Genomic DNA, 14,913 nt, shown 5'->3' with positions numbered 1-14,913 from the left:
TCAGGCCACCCTTTTGCCGTCTTGGCCGAAATACCGGCAATGGGCCGGGTTCATGTAGAAACTGTGATCTTCACCCACCTGATAGGGGTGAACGCCAGCAGCCAATGATACCCAGGCGTCATCCCCATGCTGGAAATGCGCGCTGGAATCCGAACCTGAGAGTTCGGTTACGATAACGCGGCCCGTCAGCTCGACATCCGTGTCAGATGTTCGGAATGGCGTCACGCGGTGAGGGCGCACGGCGACCATGTACTCTCCATCCACCAAATCCGTGACGGACCAGCCGCCGCCGCCAGCCAACTGCGCCTGAGCGCCTGATACTGTTACTTGGGCAACGTTGATCGGCGGGTCCGAGAACACACGTGCGGCGGCAATGTTTTCAGGGTTTCGGTAGATGTCGGCAGTCGGACCGAATTGGGTCACACGGCCATCTTCCATGAGGGCGGTGTAGCCGCCCAGCAAAAGGGCCTCTTCGGGTTCCGAGGTGGCGTAGACCACAACAGCCCCGCGACCAGCGAACAGGTCGGGAAGCTGCTCGCGCAGTTCTTCACGCAGTTTGTAATCAAGGTTGGCCAGCGGTTCGTCGAGGAACACGGCGCGGCTTTCCTTCGCGATGGCACGCGCCAGTGCGGTCCGTTGCTGTTGCCCGCCCGACAGCTCGTGCGGCCGACGGTGCAGCATGGGGCGTAATTGCAGCAGGTCCGCAGCCTCTTCAACGCGGCCCTGGATTTCGGACTGCGCCATGCCTGCTACACGCAGAGGAGAGGCGATGTTGTCGAATACGGTCATATGCGGGTAGTTCACGAAGAACTGGTGCACGAGGCTGATTTGTCGCTTTTGCGTGTTCAGCCGCGTGACGTCCTGGCCATCCATAATGACCTTGCCCGAGGCTATCGGATCCAGACCGGCCATCATCTTGATAAGAGAGGTCTTGCCTGACCCGGTGGCACCCAGCAGCACATTGAAATGGCCGGTTTGCAAGGTCAGTGACGTGGGTTTGATATGGTTGACGTTGCCGACCCGTTTGGTCGCGTCTTGAAGTTCGATCATGTCTGTGGGTTCCGATCCCGCAGCGCGTCGCGCTGTCTTGGTCTTGATGTGGGGATGCCGCAAACGGCACCCCCGGTTTCAACAGCTTACTGAGACTGCCAGCGCTGAACCAGTTCGTCATAGTTGACGGTCTGGCCTTGCGGCTTTTCGTTCTCAAGCTTGGCCTTGGGCGAGCCCGGCTTCTCCAGCCAGAAGGACGGATCCTGCGGCTCGTTCAGGCGCGGGCCACAGCCACCGTAGACACCGGCACTTTCATCCGCTGCCTGCATGCGGGCCATGGTGATGTCCATCTCTTCGGCCAGACGATCCATCGCCTCTTGCGGGGTGAAGGCACCCGAGTTCACGTCACCGATCTGCTGCCACCAGATCTGGGCCAGCTTCGGATAATCCGGCACGTTGATGCCGGTCGGCGACCATGCCACACGGTCAGGCGAGCGGTAGAACTCGACCAGACCACCCAGCTTGGGTGCGCGTTCGGTGAACGATTCGTGATTGACCGAGCTGTCACGGATGAAGGTCAGACCCACATGGGACTTCTTCACATCGACAGTTTTGGACGTCACGAACTGAGCGTATAGCCACGCCGCCTGAGCGCGATCCGCAGGGGTCGATTTCAGGAAGGTCCAGGAGCCCACGTCCTGATACCCAACCTTCTGGCCTTCTTCCCAATAGGGGCCGTGCGGGCTGGGCGCCATCCGCCACAGCGGTGTGCCTTCGTCATCCACAGTGTTATTGCCTTCAGACTTCGGCTTCACCATGTCGGCGGTAAAGGCGGTGTACCAGAAGATCTGCTGGGCCACGTTGCCTTGGCTGAGCGCGGGCAGCGACTGATAGAAGTCATAAGACGCAGCACCCGGAGGCGCATAGGCCCGCAGCCATTCATCCCATTTGCGGATCGCATAGACCGCAGCCGGACCGTTTGCAGCACCGCCGCGTGACACCGAAGCGCCAACAGGGTTACAGGTGCCCGCTTCCATGCGGATGCCCCATTCGTCGACAGGGATACCATTGGGTTCGCCCACATCACCGGCACCGGCCATCGACAGCCACGCATCAGTCATACGCCAGCCAAGGTCAGGCGCACGTTTGCCGTAATCCATGTGACCATAGATCGTGGTGCCATCGACTTCTTTCACATCGTTGGTGAAGAACTCGGCGATGTCCTCATAGGCTGACCAGTTGACCGGGACACCCAGATCATAGCCGTACTTCTCTTTGAACGCGGCTTTGTTCGCCTCATCATCGAACCAGTCCTTGCGGAACCAGTAGAGGTTCGCAAACTGCTGATCGGGCAGCTGATACAGCTTTCCGTCCGGACCCGTGGTGAACTGAATGCCCATGAAGTCATCCAGATCCAGTGTCGGCGAAGTCGTCGCCGCCCAATCACCACCCATCATGTCGGTCAGCGGATAAGCCAGTTGCAGACGCGAGTGCGTGCCGATCAGGTCACTGTCATTGACATAGCCGTCATACAGGTTCCGACCTGTCTGAAGCTGGGTCTGAACAGCCTGAACCACTTCGCCTTCGCCGAGGATTTGGTGGTTGACCTTGATTCCGGTGATTTCCTCGAATGCCTTGGTCAGGACCTCGGATTCGTAAGAGTGGGTCGGAATGCCTTCGGACAGGACGTTGATTTCCATGCCAGCGTAAGGCTGTGCAGCCTCGATGAACCACTGCATTTCACCCATCTGTTCGTCTTTCGACAAGGTCGATGGCTGGAATTCGTCGTCGATCCAGCGTTGTGCTGCGGCTTCGTCGGCCCAAACAGGACCGTGCCCCGCAATGACGGCAGCCGCCGCCACTGCGGAAAGTAGATGTCTCCGCATCTGTCTCCTCCCAAAAATTATGGTTCTCCGGCAGAAACCGGATGCCGGACAGCATCAGCGATTTCTTGCGTACGTGTCAAACTAAAAATTTAGTAATTGACGTTCAGACATCCCGAAAGAGGGGGGCTGAACTCATTTACCAATTTGTGAATTCGCTGTAAGCTGCCATTTTTTATACAAAAATTACCGCTGAACCGTGCAGCCCGAATTGCGGAAAACGACTTGGAACAGTGAGGGCAGGCAATGTCCCGAAGTCTGTTGAAGTACACGCGTGTTCTGGAAATTGTCGGGGACACAATCAAGGTTCGTGTGCCAATCGAGGACACTCGTGAACCGGCTGTTCGGTTCAACGACCTTGCTGTGATCGAGACGGTAAATGGCCGAAAATCACTGGCCCAGACGATCTTCATCGACCGGGATGTCGTCATGTTGCAGGTGTTTTCGGGTACCAAGGGAATATCGACCGAAGCAACGGCAACCTTTCTCGGTCATCCGATGCAGACACCTTATTCGGCCAACATTCTGGGGCGGGTCTTTGATGGCGCCGGTGTTGCCATTGATGGAGGCCCCGACCTGTCTGCGGAGCCGCATATCGATATTGGCGGACCGACCGTCAACCCGGCGGAACGAGCGGTTCCGAATAAAATGATTCGGACAGATGTGCCGATGATCGATGTGTTCAACACTTTGGTCGAGAGCCAGAATATTCCGATTTTCTCGGTTTCTGGCGAGCCATTCAATGCTTTCCTCAGCCGAATCGGTATCCAGGCAGACGCAGATATCGTGGTCTTTGGCGGGCTGGGACTAATTTTTGACGACTACCACACGTTCCGCACCTCGTTCGAAGATGCGGGCGTGTTTTCGCGCACCGTCATGTTCGTCAACCAGGCGATTGATCCTTTGGTCGAACGTCTGCTGGTGCCGGACATGTCGCTGGCGGTGGCCGAGAAGTTTGCTGTGGAAGAGGGCAAACGCGTGCTGGTCTTGCTGACAGATATGGCCGCCTATGCTGATGCAATGAAAGAGGTTGGTATCAGTCAGGAAAGGGTGCCTTCTCAGCGCGGCTATATGGGGGACCTGTATTCCCAGCTTGCGCGCGATACGAAAAAGCCTGTGACTATGCCAAAGGCGGGTCGGTTACGGTTCTGACCGTCACGACTATGCCCGGAAATGATGTAACCCACCCGGTACCTGACAACACCGGCTATATCACCGAAGGGCAGTTCTATTTGCATTCCGGCGTGATCGATCCGTTTGGCAGCCTGTCGCGCCTCAAACAGAACGTGATCGGCAAGACCACCCGCGAAGATCGCGGGCAGATCATGAACACGATGATCCGTTTCTATTCTGAAAGCCGCGATGCCGTGCAAAAACAGGCGATGGCCTTCGATCTGTCGGACTACGATCACCAGTTGTTGAAATTCGGCGGCCTGTTCCGGTCTCGGTTCATGGACATCAATGTTTCGATCCCGCTGGAAGAGGCGCTGGATCTGGGTTGGAAGACACTGGCAGAGTGCTTTGCGCCGGAACAGTTGCTTATGAAGCAGGCATTGATCGACAAGTATTTCCCGAAGGATGCCAATGGCGCGGTTGCAGCTGAATAAATCATCGCTTGCACGCGAGCAGACACAGCTAAAAAGCTATGAGCGGTTCCTGCCGTCTTTGGACCTGAAACGGCAACAGTTGATGGCCGAACGGGTCAGGGCTCGGGAAGAAGTCAAGCGGCTTGAGCACGAATTGCAGGTCCTTTCGCAGCAGGTAGGAGAAAAGCTACCGATGCTGGCCCAACAGGGCATTGATTTGGAGGGGCTGGTCGAGCTCAGGGATTACAAGGTCAAGGAGGTCAACGTGGTGGGTGTCAAGATGCCCGACCTGGTCCGGATCGACGTTGTCGTGCGTCCATATCCCGTTTTGGCCAAACTCCATTGGGTCGATGTCGCTGCTCGGTTGCTGCACGATATGGTCCTTTACGCCGTCAGTGAAGGTGGGCGACACGGTCACTGCTGGGGACAGCATTGGAACAGTACCCGAAGGCCATCTCAGCCACAAGATCATGCTGCCGTTCAACTGGACCAGCGTGTACATGGTAGTCTGGGTGCAAAAAGGCGCGGCCACGATCCATGACATCGTGGCCCGTCTGGAAGACGAAATCGGTGGTGAGCATACGCTGACACTCTCGCAGAAATGGCCGGTTCGGCGACCACTGCCAGAAAATGTACTGAAGCGCGCACTGTCCGAGCGGTTGTATCCGACGGAACCGGTTCTGACTTCGCAACGACTGATTGACACGTTCTTTCCGATTGAACGCGGTGGCACGGCCTGTATTCCTGGGCCGTTCGGAGCGGGTAAAACCGTGCTGCAAAACCCGATCGCACGGAACGCAAAAGTGGATATCGTGATCGTTGTGGCCTGCGGCGAGCGCGCGGGTGAGGTGGTAGAGACCATCGAGGAATTCCCGAAGATGACCGATCCGACCACCGGCGGCAGCCTGATGGATCGGACGATCATCATCTGTAACACGTCGTCCATGCCGGTTGCCGCGCGCGAGGCGTCGATCTTCACCGGAATAACGTTGGGGGAATACTACCGTCAGATGGGGTATGACGTTCTGTTAATCGCCGACAGCACCAGCTGGTGGGCGCAAGCCATGCGTGAAACCTCTGGCGAGCTCGAGGAAATTCCGGGCGAAGAAGGGTTTCCGGCCTATCTGGAAAGCTCGATCAAGGGTCTGTACGAACGCGCCGGGACGTTGAAAACAAATGACGGCGATTTCGGCAGCCTGACACTGATCGGTACGGTTTCGCCTGCTGGCGGCAACTTTGACGAGCCGGTAGCCCAGTCAACCCTGTCGACGGTCAAGTGCTTCCTCGGGTTGTCATCTGAACGGGCTTACAAGCGGTTTTTTCCGGCAGTCGACCCGATGCTCAGCTGGTCCCGGTATTCAGCTGGTCCCGGTATACTGACCAATTGTCCGACTGGTACGACAAGAACGCCGAACCGGGGTGGACGGGCAAAGTACGTGAGCTTCTGACGCTGATCGAAAAAGGTGAACAGGTCGATCAGATGATGCAGGTCACTGGGGAAGAGGGTGTCACGATTGACGATTTTGTAACCCAACAAAAAGCGTTGTTCGTTGACATGGTCTACTTGCAGCAGGACGCATTTGACAAAGTCGATGCGACCGTGCCACTCGAACGGCAAATAATGACGTTCAAGCTTGTGCACGATGTGGCGCAATCCACAGCAATTTATGTCGACAAGGCCGAGGCCCGACAGGTGTTCACGCAACTGACCGGGTTGATGAAGAACTTTCACTATGCGGCAGAAAACACACCCGAATACAAATCCACCTGGCATAAGATCGAAAACCTGTGCCGAGAAAAGCTTGGGGTCTGAGACAGATAACTCCGGTTCGTTCCGGCGATCCCCGAAGGCTGGAAATACCTCGCCGCACAGTCGTGTCACCGGCTTGTCGTGTGCGACGATCCATGCCCTTATGATGCGAAACCGAATATTCGGAGCTGACAGTGAAGAAAAAAGCCCCAAACACCCATCGTGAACTGGAATTGCTTGACGCATTGCGGCGTCTGGGCGGGGCAGCGCGAAACTCTGATTTAGTGAATGTGCTGGGTGTGTCCGAAGAAACGGTGCGACGTACGATCAAGTCCCTGTCCAAGGCGGGCACGATCGAGCGCGTTCATGGCGGTGCCTACCTTGCCGGGGCGCAAGGTGATCCCGGTTTCTTTCGCCGAATTTCGCAACATGCCGACGAAAAGCGTCTAATCGCGGCTCATACGGCCAAAATGGCCCGGGATCAGATGACGGTTTTTCTGGATGTCGGCTCGACCACCGCCTTTGTTGCCGAGGAATTGCGCCGGGCCAGCCGCCTGACGGTTGTCAGCAATTCTATCGGTGTTGTGCAGACCTTGGCAGGGATCAATGGAAACCGTGTGCATCTGCTGGGCGGAGAGCTGCAAAGTGATGAGAGGGGCACGTTCGGCCACGTCGCCCAGAGGCAATTGCAACGATATGCGTTTGATCTTGCGATCCTCAGCACGGATGCGATCTCGGACAGCAAGGGGTTTCTGTATCACAGCCCGGCGGAGGCAGATCTTGCCACGGTCGTGGCTGGTCAGGCGGATCACGTTGTCATGGCTGCTGCGCATTTCAAATTTGGCAATATGGCCCCTTATGTCGGGCCAGATCCGCGTCTGGTGCACGCGATTGTGACAGATGCGGCACCGAAAGGGGCGATGGCCAAGTCCTTTGACCGTTGGGGCATTGACGTACAGGTTGCGAAAGCAGGTGGATCTGATGCGGCGTGACATCAACCACGCGTCAGAAAAGGCCAATTGTCAGATCAGAAAGCAAAGGCTGAAGATGCGGGGAAATGGTAGCCCGTAGGGGAATCGAACCCCTCTTTCCAGGTTGAAAACCTGGCGTCCTAACCGATAGACGAACGGGCCACATGAGAGTGACGCAAGCACAAGTGGTAGCCCGTAGGGGAATCGAACCCCTCTTTCCAGGTTGAAAACCTGGCGTCCTAACCGATAGACGAACGGGCCACGCTGGCTTGTGGAGGGCCTTTTACGGTTTCACTGTGACCCCCGCAAGCCGAAAAACGCAGGGAGTTGAAAGTTTTTTGGCCCATCTGGGCGAGACGTCAACTTGCCTCTGCCGCGTCCTCGAGCCTGAGTTGCACGGATTGGCGCCCACCCCAGGTGTTCACCTCAAGTCGGCCTGCAAAATGAAAGCGTGCGCCACCATGATTTGACAGTTTCTCGCCCATCGGACCGTCAAAGGCACCAAAGGCAATCGCATCCAGCCCGCCGCCCATGCCATCGGACAACGACAGCTTCAGATGCGTTTCCCCCACACGTTTGGCAAAACGCACCTGGAGATCCGGAAGCGCGTATCGCGGGGCGGGGGCTCCGGCACCAAACGGTCCGGCCTGTTCGATCTGTTCGACCAGTTCCACTGTCGCCGCACCCGGCATAAGGGCACCGTCCAGCTTCATATCCGCCGGGCCGCCCTGACCTGCGCCTTGTTTTACCAGCAATTCACTGAGACGTTCCATGGCAGGTTCCAGTTTGTCGCGCATGACGGTAAGTCCAGCGGCCATCTTGTGGCCGCCACCCTTGACCAGCAACCCTTCAGCCGCGAGCCGCTGGATCGACGCCCCTAAATCCACACCCGAGACCGAGCGGCCCGAGCCTTTGCCCTCATCACCGTCAAAACCGATCACAATGGCCGGACGGTTGGCGGTTTCCTTCAATCGAGACGCCACGATGCCCACCACACCGGGGTGCCAGCCTTCACCGGCTGCCCAGACCAGTGGCGCGTCGAGCCCGCGGCCTTCGGCCTGTTCCATTGCTGCAGCGCGTACGGCATTTTCAATGTCCCGGCGTTCTGTGTTCAACGCGTCCAGCCGTTCGGACAGGGCCTGTGCCTCGGGCAGGGAATCCGTGCTCAGCAGGCGGGCACCCAGATCGGCCTGTCCGATGCGACCGCCCGCGTTAACGCGGGGACCAAGCAGAAAACCTAGGTGATAGCTGTTAGGCGCCGTATCCATGCGTGAGACATCGGACAATGCGACAAGTCCGGGGCGTTGCCTTTGCGCCATCACTTTCAGGCCTTGTCGAACAAGGGCGCGATTGGCACTGATCAGAGGCGCGACGTCAGCCACGGTTGCCAGGGCCACCAGGTCCAGCATCGACATCAGGTCAGGCCCCTTTGCGCCCGCCTCGCGCATTTGGCGCCCAGCTTCGACCAACATCAGAAACACGACACCCGCCGCGCAGAAATAGCCCAGATCACCGCTTTCATCCTGCCGGTTGGGATTCACGACGGCAACGCAGTCCGGCAGGGTTTCGCCGCCGAGGTGATGATCCAGCACAATTACATCCGCACCCTTGGCTGCGGCAATCGGTTCATGGCTGAGGGTGCCGCAATCGACGCAAATGATCAGATCGTGGCTGGCTGCCAGCTCTCGCATTGCCGGGGCATTGGGACCATATCCCTCTTCAATCCGATCCGGCACATAAAGCGTCGCCTGCAATCCCATATGCCGAAGCCAAACCAACAGCAGCGCGGCAGAACTGCCGCCGTCAACATCGTAATCTGCGAACACCGCGATCTTCTCGCGACGACGCACGGTGTCCAGGAAGCGTGTCGCCGCCGCTTCCATGTCTTTCATGTCGCGAGGATCGGGCAGCAGTTCCTTGAGTTTTGGATCCAGGAAGCCGCGCGCCTCCATGACCGGCACGCCACGACGGGCCAGAACCTGACATACCGCACGAGGCAGGTCGGTCTGTTGCGCCATCATCTCGGCAGCCCGTTCCACCTCGGCTCCTGGGCCAACCCAGCGCCGACCTGTCAATGATTGCTCAACCCCAAGAAAACTCATCCATGCCTCTTATGTGCCAAGGCCGGACCCTCGCGGACCCGGCCTTTTCGTTTCTTCAAGTTATGCAGGCCGAAGGCAACGGCGCAAGCCGTTAAGCGTTATCGTGCGGCCAAGTGGGAGTACGATACGACATGCGGCGCACGGACCCGGTCTTTGACCGCATCAGCAGCGTCGTGGTTTCCACCCAGCCCGGCTCGCGCTTGATGCGCGGCAACAGAGAGCCGCCGGTTACGCCTGTAGCGGCAAAGATCACATCCGCAGTCACCATCTCATCGCGCGAATATACCCGGTCCAGATCAGTGATGCCGGCCTTGGCAGCACGGCCCCGTTCGTCATCATTGCGGAACAACAGGCGACCAAAGATCTGACCGCCCATGCATTTCAGCGCAGCAGCAGCCAACACCCCCTCGGGCGCGCCACCCTGGCCCATATACATGTCGATGCCGGTCACTTCGCTTTCAGCGCAATGCATGACGCCCGCCACGTCACCATCGGTGATCAGGCGGATCGAGGCTCCGGTTTCGCGTACTTCGGCAATCATCGCCTCGTGACGGGGACGTTCCAGAATACAGACGGTGATGTCGGCCGGTTTGCAGCCTTTGGCCTTGGCCAGTGCCTCAACGCGTTCACGCGGAGACATGTCCAGATTGACGACACCCTCGGGCAGGCCCGGACCAACGGCCAGCTTGTCCATGTAAACGTCCGGCGCGTGCAGCATGGAACCGCGAGGACCCATTGCAATCACGGTCAGTGCGTTGGGCATATCCTTGGCGGTCAGCGTTGTGCCTTCCAGCGGGTCCAGCGCGATGTCCACGCCAGGGCCGTTTCCGGTGCCGACTTCTTCGCCGATATAAAGCATCGGAGCTTCGTCGCGTTCACCTTCACCGATCACCACGACGCCAGCAATGTCCAGCATGTTCAGCTGTTCGCGCATCGCATTTACGGCGGCCTGGTCGGCGGCTTTCTCGTCACCACGCCCAACCAGAAAAGCCGAGGCCAGCGCAGCCTGTTCTGCCACCCTTGCCAGCCCCAGAGACAGCAGGCGGTCGTTGAAATCGGTTTTGGCAGCACTCATTGTTCAGTATCCTCTGGTCATTAAAGCCGTTTCTATCGGCATAGCTTGCGTTTCATGCAGGCCGCAAGTTCAAACCTCTTCAATCCGCAAAGCGACGGGGTCGCCAGCTACCACATCCGTTTCCCGGAACCGGTCCAGCGCGACGTCCAGCGCGGCGCGGGTGGTTTTGTGGGTAACGATCAACACAGGCGCTGTGCTTTCGGCATGGGCATACTGGCGCATCCGGTCAATCGAGACACCCGCATCGCCCAGAATGGCTGCAACCTTGGCCAGAGCACCGGGTTTGTCCAACAGGCCCAGCCGCAGATAATAAGGCGCCGGCAGACCGGTGACAGCGGGGGCCGCGGTTTCCAGCGAATTGGCCGGTCGACCAAAGGTCGGGATTTGCAACCCACGTGCCAGATCGCAGACGTCGCCCATTACGGCGCTGGCGGTCGGGCCTTCGCCTGCACCCGGGCCACGCAGAACAACCTGTTCCACCGCGTCGCCTTCGATCACCACCATGTTGGTGCCGCCTTCTAATTGACCCAACGGCGAGTCGCTGGGCACAAGGCAAGGCTGCATGCGCTGCTCCAGCCCGCGCGCAGTGCGCTGTGCCACGCCCAGCAGCTTGATGCGGAAGCCCATATCCTCGGCCTGGTCGATATCGTCGAGGCTGATTTGCTGAATGCCTTCGATTTCGATCCCGTCGAAATTCGGCTTGGTGCCAAAAGCAATCGAGGCCAGCAAAGCCAGTTTGTGCGCGGCGTCGATGCCACCGACATCCAGATTGGGGTCGGCCTCAAGATACCCAAGTTCGGCGCATTCGTCGAACAGGGCGTTATAGCCCTGACGCTGCGATTGCATCCGGGTCAGAATGTAGTTGCAGGTGCCGTTCATCACGCCCATCACACGCGTGATCTCGTTTCCGGCCAGCCCTTCGGTCAGGGATTTGATTACGGGGATACCGCCCGCGACTGCGGCCTCAAACCGGATGACGCGACCTGCGGCTTCGGCCTGTTCGGCCAGTTCCTGCCCGTGAATAGCCAGCAACGCCTTGTTGGCGGTCACGACATCTTTACCGCTGGCCAGCGCGGCTTCGACCGAGGCTTTGGCAGGGCCGTTTTCGCCGCCCATCAGTTCGACATAGACATCGATATCGTCGCGTTTTGCCAGCGCAACCGGGTCGGTTTCCCACGCATAATCTGACAGGTTCACGCCACGGTCTTTGTTTGGATCCCGTGCAGATACGGCCACGATTTCAATCGATCGGCCCGTGCGTGTCTTCAGCAACTCTGCATGGCGGCGGACAATCTTGACGACACCCACGCCGACAGTTCCCAAGCCCGCAATTCCCAGCCGCAGTGCCTGTGTCATTTCGTGGGTTCCTTTTCGCTCGAAACTTATCTGAAATCGGACGCCCGCCCGATCAGCGCTGCCTTATCGGGTTCAGGCCAAGGGTGCAATCCGTCACCGGGGGATTGTAGGCATGAAATGTCGCGCTTTAGTTGGTTCGCGCGTTTTGCAGCGCCTGGGCCTTTTTAGCCAGCGCCTCGCTGCGCTGCGTCAGGTCTTCTTCCACCTCTGCGGCCTGGCTGATGGGGTCAATAGAAGGCCCCAAAGTTTCCTGCAACGGGACAAGACGCGGGTAGGGGGCCGATTTGACCGAGGCCGGTTCACTTCCTTCAAGTTCGGGAAAGTCTGAACACCCGGCAAACACAAGAATAATAGGCAGAACAGGCAGCAGTTTCATGTGGCACGCTTTTCGGTTTCGCTCGTCCTTTCGTGATGCACCTTTTACTGACGTCGATCAAGCGGGGTTCTATATGAACATTTGTTCAGATACTGTGGGCGCATGGCACGTACTCAAGGCTCCCACTCTGATATTACAGGCCCGCGCATCCGAAAGGCGGCCCTGAACCTGTTTGCCCGCCACGGCTATGCAGCGGTCTCGATGCGACAGATCGCGAAAGAGGTCGGCGTTCAAGCGGGGGCGTTGTACAATTACACGCCGGACAAGCAGAGTTTGCTGTATCGGTTAATGCGGGAACATATGCAGGAGCTGCTTTCAGCGCTCAACGCGCTGGAGCGCTGCGATGACTGTCAGCAAGCGTTGCGCCGATTTGTTGGCTTTCACATTCGTTTCCATCTGCAACGCCCTGACGAAGTGTTCATCGCCTATATGGAACTGCGCAACCTCTCACCCGAAAACTTCGCCGAAATCGAAGACCTTCGGCGTCAGTACGAAAACGCGTTGGAAGACATCCTTCACTCTGGCCAACAGGCTGGTCAGTTTGCAATACCGGACACCAAGATCGCCACGCTGGCGGTGATTGCCATGTTGAACGGTGTGATGACCTGGTACAGGTCCGGAGGGCGGCTGTCACTGGACGAGGTTGAACAGATCTATTGGAACATGGTGCATAAGGCGGTGACGGCCTGACACGGCCAGACCGTCACAGTGTCAGTGCGCAGGGCGAATGAAGGTCCCGTTGCGCAGGTCCCGAAAGGCTTGTTCAAGTTCGGCCCGCGTGTTCATCACGATCGGGCCATGCCAGGCGACGGGTTCATTGATCGGAGCCCCCGAGATCAGCAGAAACCGCACGCCTTCGGGGCCAGCCTGAACGGTGATTTCGTCCCCCGTCCCGAAACGGACAAGCGTGCGGTCGCCCGACATATCCCGGATATTCATCTCTTGCCCGGCGACCTCTTTCTCCAGCAGCACACCGGACGGTTGTGATGCATCTGCAAAGGCTGCCTGACCTTGAAACACATAGGCAAAGGCACGACGGTAAGTGTCAATGCGGAAGGTCTTTTTCAAACCTGCGGGGACCGAGATGTCCAGATATTGTGGATCTGCCGCGATGCCATCCACGGGGCCGGTCTTGCCCCAGAAATCGCCGACAATCACCCGAACGGTCGTGCCGTCGTCATCAGTGACTTCGGGGATGTCCTTGCTTTGAACATCCTGATAGCGCGGGGCAGTCATCTTCTGATCCGAAGGCAGGTTGCCCCAAAGTTGAAACCCGTGCATCTGCCCCGAGGTGTTTCCCTGGGGCATCTCCTGATGCAGGATACCGGACCCCGCTGTCATCCATTGTACGTCACCGGCGCCCAGAGTGCCGGTGTTGCCCAGCGAATCCGAATGCTCCACAGATCCGGCCAGAACATAGGTGATCGTCTCGATCCCGCGATGCGGATGCCAGGGAAAACCGGCCTGATAGTCCTGAGGCCGTTCATTTCTGAAGTCATCGAACAGCAGAAAAGGATCAAGTTCTGACGGGTCCTGAAACCCGAATGCGCGGTGAAGTTTCACGCCAGCCCCTTCCATTGTCGGGGTGGCCCTGCGTGTTTCCAATGTAGGTCTAAGGGACATGTTGGCCTCCGGTTCGTTTGATCAGCATGTAACCTCTGCGTGAATGCGGTCAATTTGCGTGAACTAACCGGACCTGTGCAAATTTGCTGCGTGACCAAAGCCCTGTTGTTTCCGCTGGAAAGTCGCTAAGCCGAAGTTGAACGAACAGGAGACATCCATGCAGGACGAAGTGCTGGCAACGATTCAGGCATCATCCCCCAGACGGTGGGTCGGAGTAGGGATGCTGTCGACGGTTGGGGCGCTGGTTACATACGTTGCTTTGGCATCGCCGCCAGAACCGGAGTGGCAAGTGTTTCTGTTTGCCGTTGGTGGCGCGTCGCTTTGGCTGGCCTACCGCGTTTGGCAGGCGACCCAGGACCATATTGAACTGACGCAGTCGGATTTGCGTACAGGGTCAGGCCAGGTGATCGCAAAAGTGGACGATATTGAATCGGTGGATCGCGGTGCGTTCGCATTCAAACCGTCAAACGGCTTTCTGGTTCGTACAAAGCACAAAGCAACAAAACAATGGGCCCCCGGATTGTGGTGGCGGATTGGTCACCGTGTCGGCGTAGGCGGCATGACGTCTGCCGCCGAGGCCAAGTTCATGTCAGAGATCTTAAGCGCTATTGTCCACGCAGACGACCGGAGGCCGCACTAGGTTGCAGGCGACCTTGGTGGAAAAGCGGGGGCGGGTGAAGATGAAGTTTTCAAAGGTGATACCGGTCGCCAGATCCCAACCAGGTTTGAACTGAGGAATATACTCGTTGGACGTTTCCACCAGAATGACCGTGTCCTGATCCGGCATTGGCGGAAGGCGGGTTTCGATTTCCTGGATGTTGTTGTCGTTCCATTCTGTGTCATAGCCTCGAACGGTTGACCACTCTACATAATGGCGGTTGTCGCTTTCGTCAAAACGGACCAGCGAGACGCGAATGCGGACTTCAGACCGGTTGTTGATCATTTCGCCCATAAGTTCGTGAAGCGAGTCGATATAGACATCCGTCACAGCGGCCGATTCACGTGAGATCAGGTCGCTGACCGTATAGGCTGCCTTCAGATTTGACGCGCTTTGGCGAAATCCCTCAAAGGCGGTGAATGTAAACGTAATCGTCCACAGCAACAGTGGGAAGATCATGATGGCCTCGACGGTCAGAATGCCACTTTCGTCCTGCTTGAAGGCCTTGATGCGGTTTTTCACGTTTCTGAATACAGACATAGC

The 14,913-nt window shown here is 57.9% G+C and carries 16 protein-coding genes and 2 tRNA genes; 8 read left to right on the top strand and 10 right to left on the bottom strand.

Going from position 1 to position 14,913, the window contains the following annotated elements:
• Positions 1-1,050 carry an ABC transporter ATP-binding protein gene (locus AC2FEB_RS07290; RefSeq protein WP_496674870.1) on the bottom strand — a complete coding sequence of 350 codons (1,050 nt, stop codon included), beginning with the start codon at positions 1,048-1,050 and terminating at the stop codon, positions 1-3.
• 86 nt (positions 1,051-1,136) lie between these two features.
• Positions 1,137-2,876, bottom strand: coding sequence for an ABC transporter substrate-binding protein (locus AC2FEB_RS07285; RefSeq protein ID WP_117869438.1), 1,740 nt, complete (start codon positions 2,874-2,876; stop codon positions 1,137-1,139).
• 243 nt (positions 2,877-3,119) lie between these two features.
• Between AC2FEB_RS07285 and AC2FEB_RS07280 the strand changes: the two genes are divergently transcribed.
• The 6 genes from AC2FEB_RS07280 (at position 3,120) to AC2FEB_RS07255 (ending at position 7,201) form a co-directional block, all read left to right on the top strand.
• Positions 3,120-4,025, top strand: coding sequence for a hypothetical protein (locus tag AC2FEB_RS07280; RefSeq protein ID WP_496674872.1), 906 nt, complete (start codon positions 3,120-3,122; stop codon positions 4,023-4,025).
• Between the two features lie 11 nt (positions 4,026-4,036).
• Complete coding sequence (locus AC2FEB_RS07275) at positions 4,037-4,480, top strand: ATP synthase beta subunit C-terminal domain-containing protein (protein ID WP_496674888.1); 444 nt, start codon at positions 4,037-4,039, stop codon at positions 4,478-4,480.
• A complete protein-coding gene (locus tag AC2FEB_RS07270) occupies positions 4,458-5,000 on the top strand; it encodes a V-type ATP synthase subunit D (protein ID WP_496674873.1) in 543 nt (180 codons plus the stop codon). The genes AC2FEB_RS07275 and AC2FEB_RS07270 overlap by 23 nt, the downstream gene beginning before the upstream one ends.
• On the top strand, positions 4,891-5,907 hold the full coding sequence (locus AC2FEB_RS07265; protein ID WP_496674890.1) for a V-type ATP synthase subunit A: 1,017 nt from the start codon (positions 4,891-4,893) through the stop codon (positions 5,905-5,907). The genes AC2FEB_RS07270 and AC2FEB_RS07265 overlap by 110 nt, the downstream gene beginning before the upstream one ends.
• On the top strand, positions 5,844-6,272 hold the full coding sequence (locus AC2FEB_RS07260) for an ATP synthase beta subunit C-terminal domain-containing protein (RefSeq protein ID WP_496674875.1): 429 nt from the start codon (positions 5,844-5,846) through the stop codon (positions 6,270-6,272). The genes AC2FEB_RS07265 and AC2FEB_RS07260 overlap by 64 nt, the downstream gene beginning before the upstream one ends.
• Positions 6,273-6,403: 131 nt before the next feature.
• A complete protein-coding gene (locus AC2FEB_RS07255) occupies positions 6,404-7,201 on the top strand; it encodes a DeoR/GlpR family DNA-binding transcription regulator (protein ID WP_496674877.1) in 798 nt (265 codons plus the stop codon).
• 66 nt (positions 7,202-7,267) lie between these two features.
• Here AC2FEB_RS07255 and AC2FEB_RS07250 read toward each other — a convergent pair.
• The 6 genes from AC2FEB_RS07250 to AC2FEB_RS07225 all read right to left on the bottom strand — a co-directional run bounded on the left by AC2FEB_RS07250 (position 7,268) and on the right by AC2FEB_RS07225 (position 12,089).
• Positions 7,268-7,342, bottom strand: a tRNA-Glu gene (locus AC2FEB_RS07250).
• A gap of 24 nt (positions 7,343-7,366) precedes the next feature.
• Positions 7,367-7,441: transfer RNA gene (locus AC2FEB_RS07245), tRNA-Glu, on the bottom strand.
• A 98-nt stretch (positions 7,442-7,539) separates the two neighbouring features.
• On the bottom strand, positions 7,540-9,282 hold the full coding sequence (gene recJ, locus AC2FEB_RS07240) for a single-stranded-DNA-specific exonuclease RecJ (RefSeq protein WP_496674948.1): 1,743 nt from the start codon (positions 9,280-9,282) through the stop codon (positions 7,540-7,542).
• 91 nt (positions 9,283-9,373) lie between these two features.
• The gene (gene glpX, locus AC2FEB_RS07235) at positions 9,374-10,357 is read right to left on the bottom strand and encodes a class II fructose-bisphosphatase (protein WP_117869433.1); all 984 of its coding nucleotides are present in this window, start codon (positions 10,355-10,357) and stop codon (positions 9,374-9,376) included.
• Positions 10,358-10,426: 69 nt separating this feature from the next.
• The gene (locus tag AC2FEB_RS07230) at positions 10,427-11,713 is read right to left on the bottom strand and encodes a homoserine dehydrogenase (protein WP_496674950.1); all 1,287 of its coding nucleotides are present in this window, start codon (positions 11,711-11,713) and stop codon (positions 10,427-10,429) included.
• Between the two features lie 127 nt (positions 11,714-11,840).
• Positions 11,841-12,089, bottom strand: a complete 249-nt coding sequence (locus AC2FEB_RS07225; RefSeq protein WP_496674952.1) for a hypothetical protein — start codon at positions 12,087-12,089, stop codon at positions 11,841-11,843.
• Positions 12,090-12,191: 102 nt separating this feature from the next.
• Between AC2FEB_RS07225 and AC2FEB_RS07220 the strand changes: the two genes are divergently transcribed.
• Positions 12,192-12,779 (top strand): TetR/AcrR family transcriptional regulator, encoded by a 588-nt coding sequence (locus AC2FEB_RS07220; protein WP_117869430.1) that lies wholly within the window; start codon positions 12,192-12,194, stop codon positions 12,777-12,779.
• Positions 12,780-12,800: 21 nt separating this feature from the next.
• Here AC2FEB_RS07220 and AC2FEB_RS07215 read toward each other — a convergent pair whose 3' ends face one another.
• Positions 12,801-13,712 (bottom strand): pirin family protein, encoded by a 912-nt coding sequence (locus tag AC2FEB_RS07215; RefSeq protein WP_496674954.1) that lies wholly within the window; start codon positions 13,710-13,712, stop codon positions 12,801-12,803.
• 157 nt (positions 13,713-13,869) lie between these two features.
• On the opposite strand from AC2FEB_RS07215, the gene AC2FEB_RS07210 reads away from it, so the two are divergent.
• The gene (locus tag AC2FEB_RS07210; protein ID WP_496883929.1) at positions 13,870-14,352 is read left to right on the top strand and encodes a hypothetical protein; all 483 of its coding nucleotides are present in this window, start codon (positions 13,870-13,872) and stop codon (positions 14,350-14,352) included.
• On the opposite strand, the gene AC2FEB_RS07205 is transcribed toward AC2FEB_RS07210, so the two are convergent.
• A complete protein-coding gene (locus AC2FEB_RS07205) occupies positions 14,311-14,910 on the bottom strand; it encodes a TadE/TadG family type IV pilus assembly protein (RefSeq protein ID WP_117869427.1) in 600 nt (199 codons plus the stop codon). The genes AC2FEB_RS07210 and AC2FEB_RS07205 overlap by 42 nt on opposite strands.
• Positions 14,911-14,913: the final 3 nt, after the last annotated feature.

This window comes from Ruegeria sp. YTSC106, assembly GCF_059609765.1.
Note: the sequence above shows the minus strand (reverse complement) of the source record. Positions and strands in the feature narration are given on the sequence as shown.

Excerpts from the sequence above, each read along its gene's own strand:
- AC2FEB_RS07290 (WP_496674870.1), bottom strand. The coding sequence starts at position 1,050 with ATGATCGAACTTCAAGACGCGACCAAACGGGTCGGCAACGTCAACCAT.
- AC2FEB_RS07285 (WP_117869438.1), bottom strand. The coding sequence starts at position 2,876 with ATGCGGAGACATCTACTTTCCGCAGTGGCGGCGGCTGCCGTCATTGCG.
- AC2FEB_RS07280 (WP_496674872.1), top strand. The coding sequence starts at position 3,120 with ATGTCCCGAAGTCTGTTGAAGTACACGCGTGTTCTGGAAATTGTCGGG.
- AC2FEB_RS07275 (WP_496674888.1), top strand. The coding sequence starts at position 4,037 with ATGCCCGGAAATGATGTAACCCACCCGGTACCTGACAACACCGGCTAT.
- AC2FEB_RS07270 (WP_496674873.1), top strand. The coding sequence starts at position 4,458 with ATGGCGCGGTTGCAGCTGAATAAATCATCGCTTGCACGCGAGCAGACA.
- recJ (WP_496674948.1), bottom strand. The coding sequence starts at position 9,282 with ATGAGTTTTCTTGGGGTTGAGCAATCATTGACAGGTCGGCGCTGGGTT.
- glpX (WP_117869433.1), bottom strand. The coding sequence starts at position 10,357 with ATGAGTGCTGCCAAAACCGATTTCAACGACCGCCTGCTGTCTCTGGGG.
- AC2FEB_RS07230 (WP_496674950.1), bottom strand. The coding sequence starts at position 11,713 with ATGACACAGGCACTGCGGCTGGGAATTGCGGGCTTGGGAACTGTCGGC.
- AC2FEB_RS07225 (WP_496674952.1), bottom strand. The coding sequence starts at position 12,089 with ATGAAACTGCTGCCTGTTCTGCCTATTATTCTTGTGTTTGCCGGGTGT.
- AC2FEB_RS07220 (WP_117869430.1), top strand. The coding sequence starts at position 12,192 with ATGGCACGTACTCAAGGCTCCCACTCTGATATTACAGGCCCGCGCATC.
- AC2FEB_RS07215 (WP_496674954.1), bottom strand. The coding sequence starts at position 13,712 with ATGTCCCTTAGACCTACATTGGAAACACGCAGGGCCACCCCGACAATG.
- AC2FEB_RS07210 (WP_496883929.1), top strand. The coding sequence starts at position 13,870 with ATGCAGGACGAAGTGCTGGCAACGATTCAGGCATCATCCCCCAGACGG.
- AC2FEB_RS07205 (WP_117869427.1), bottom strand. The coding sequence starts at position 14,910 with ATGTCTGTATTCAGAAACGTGAAAAACCGCATCAAGGCCTTCAAGCAG.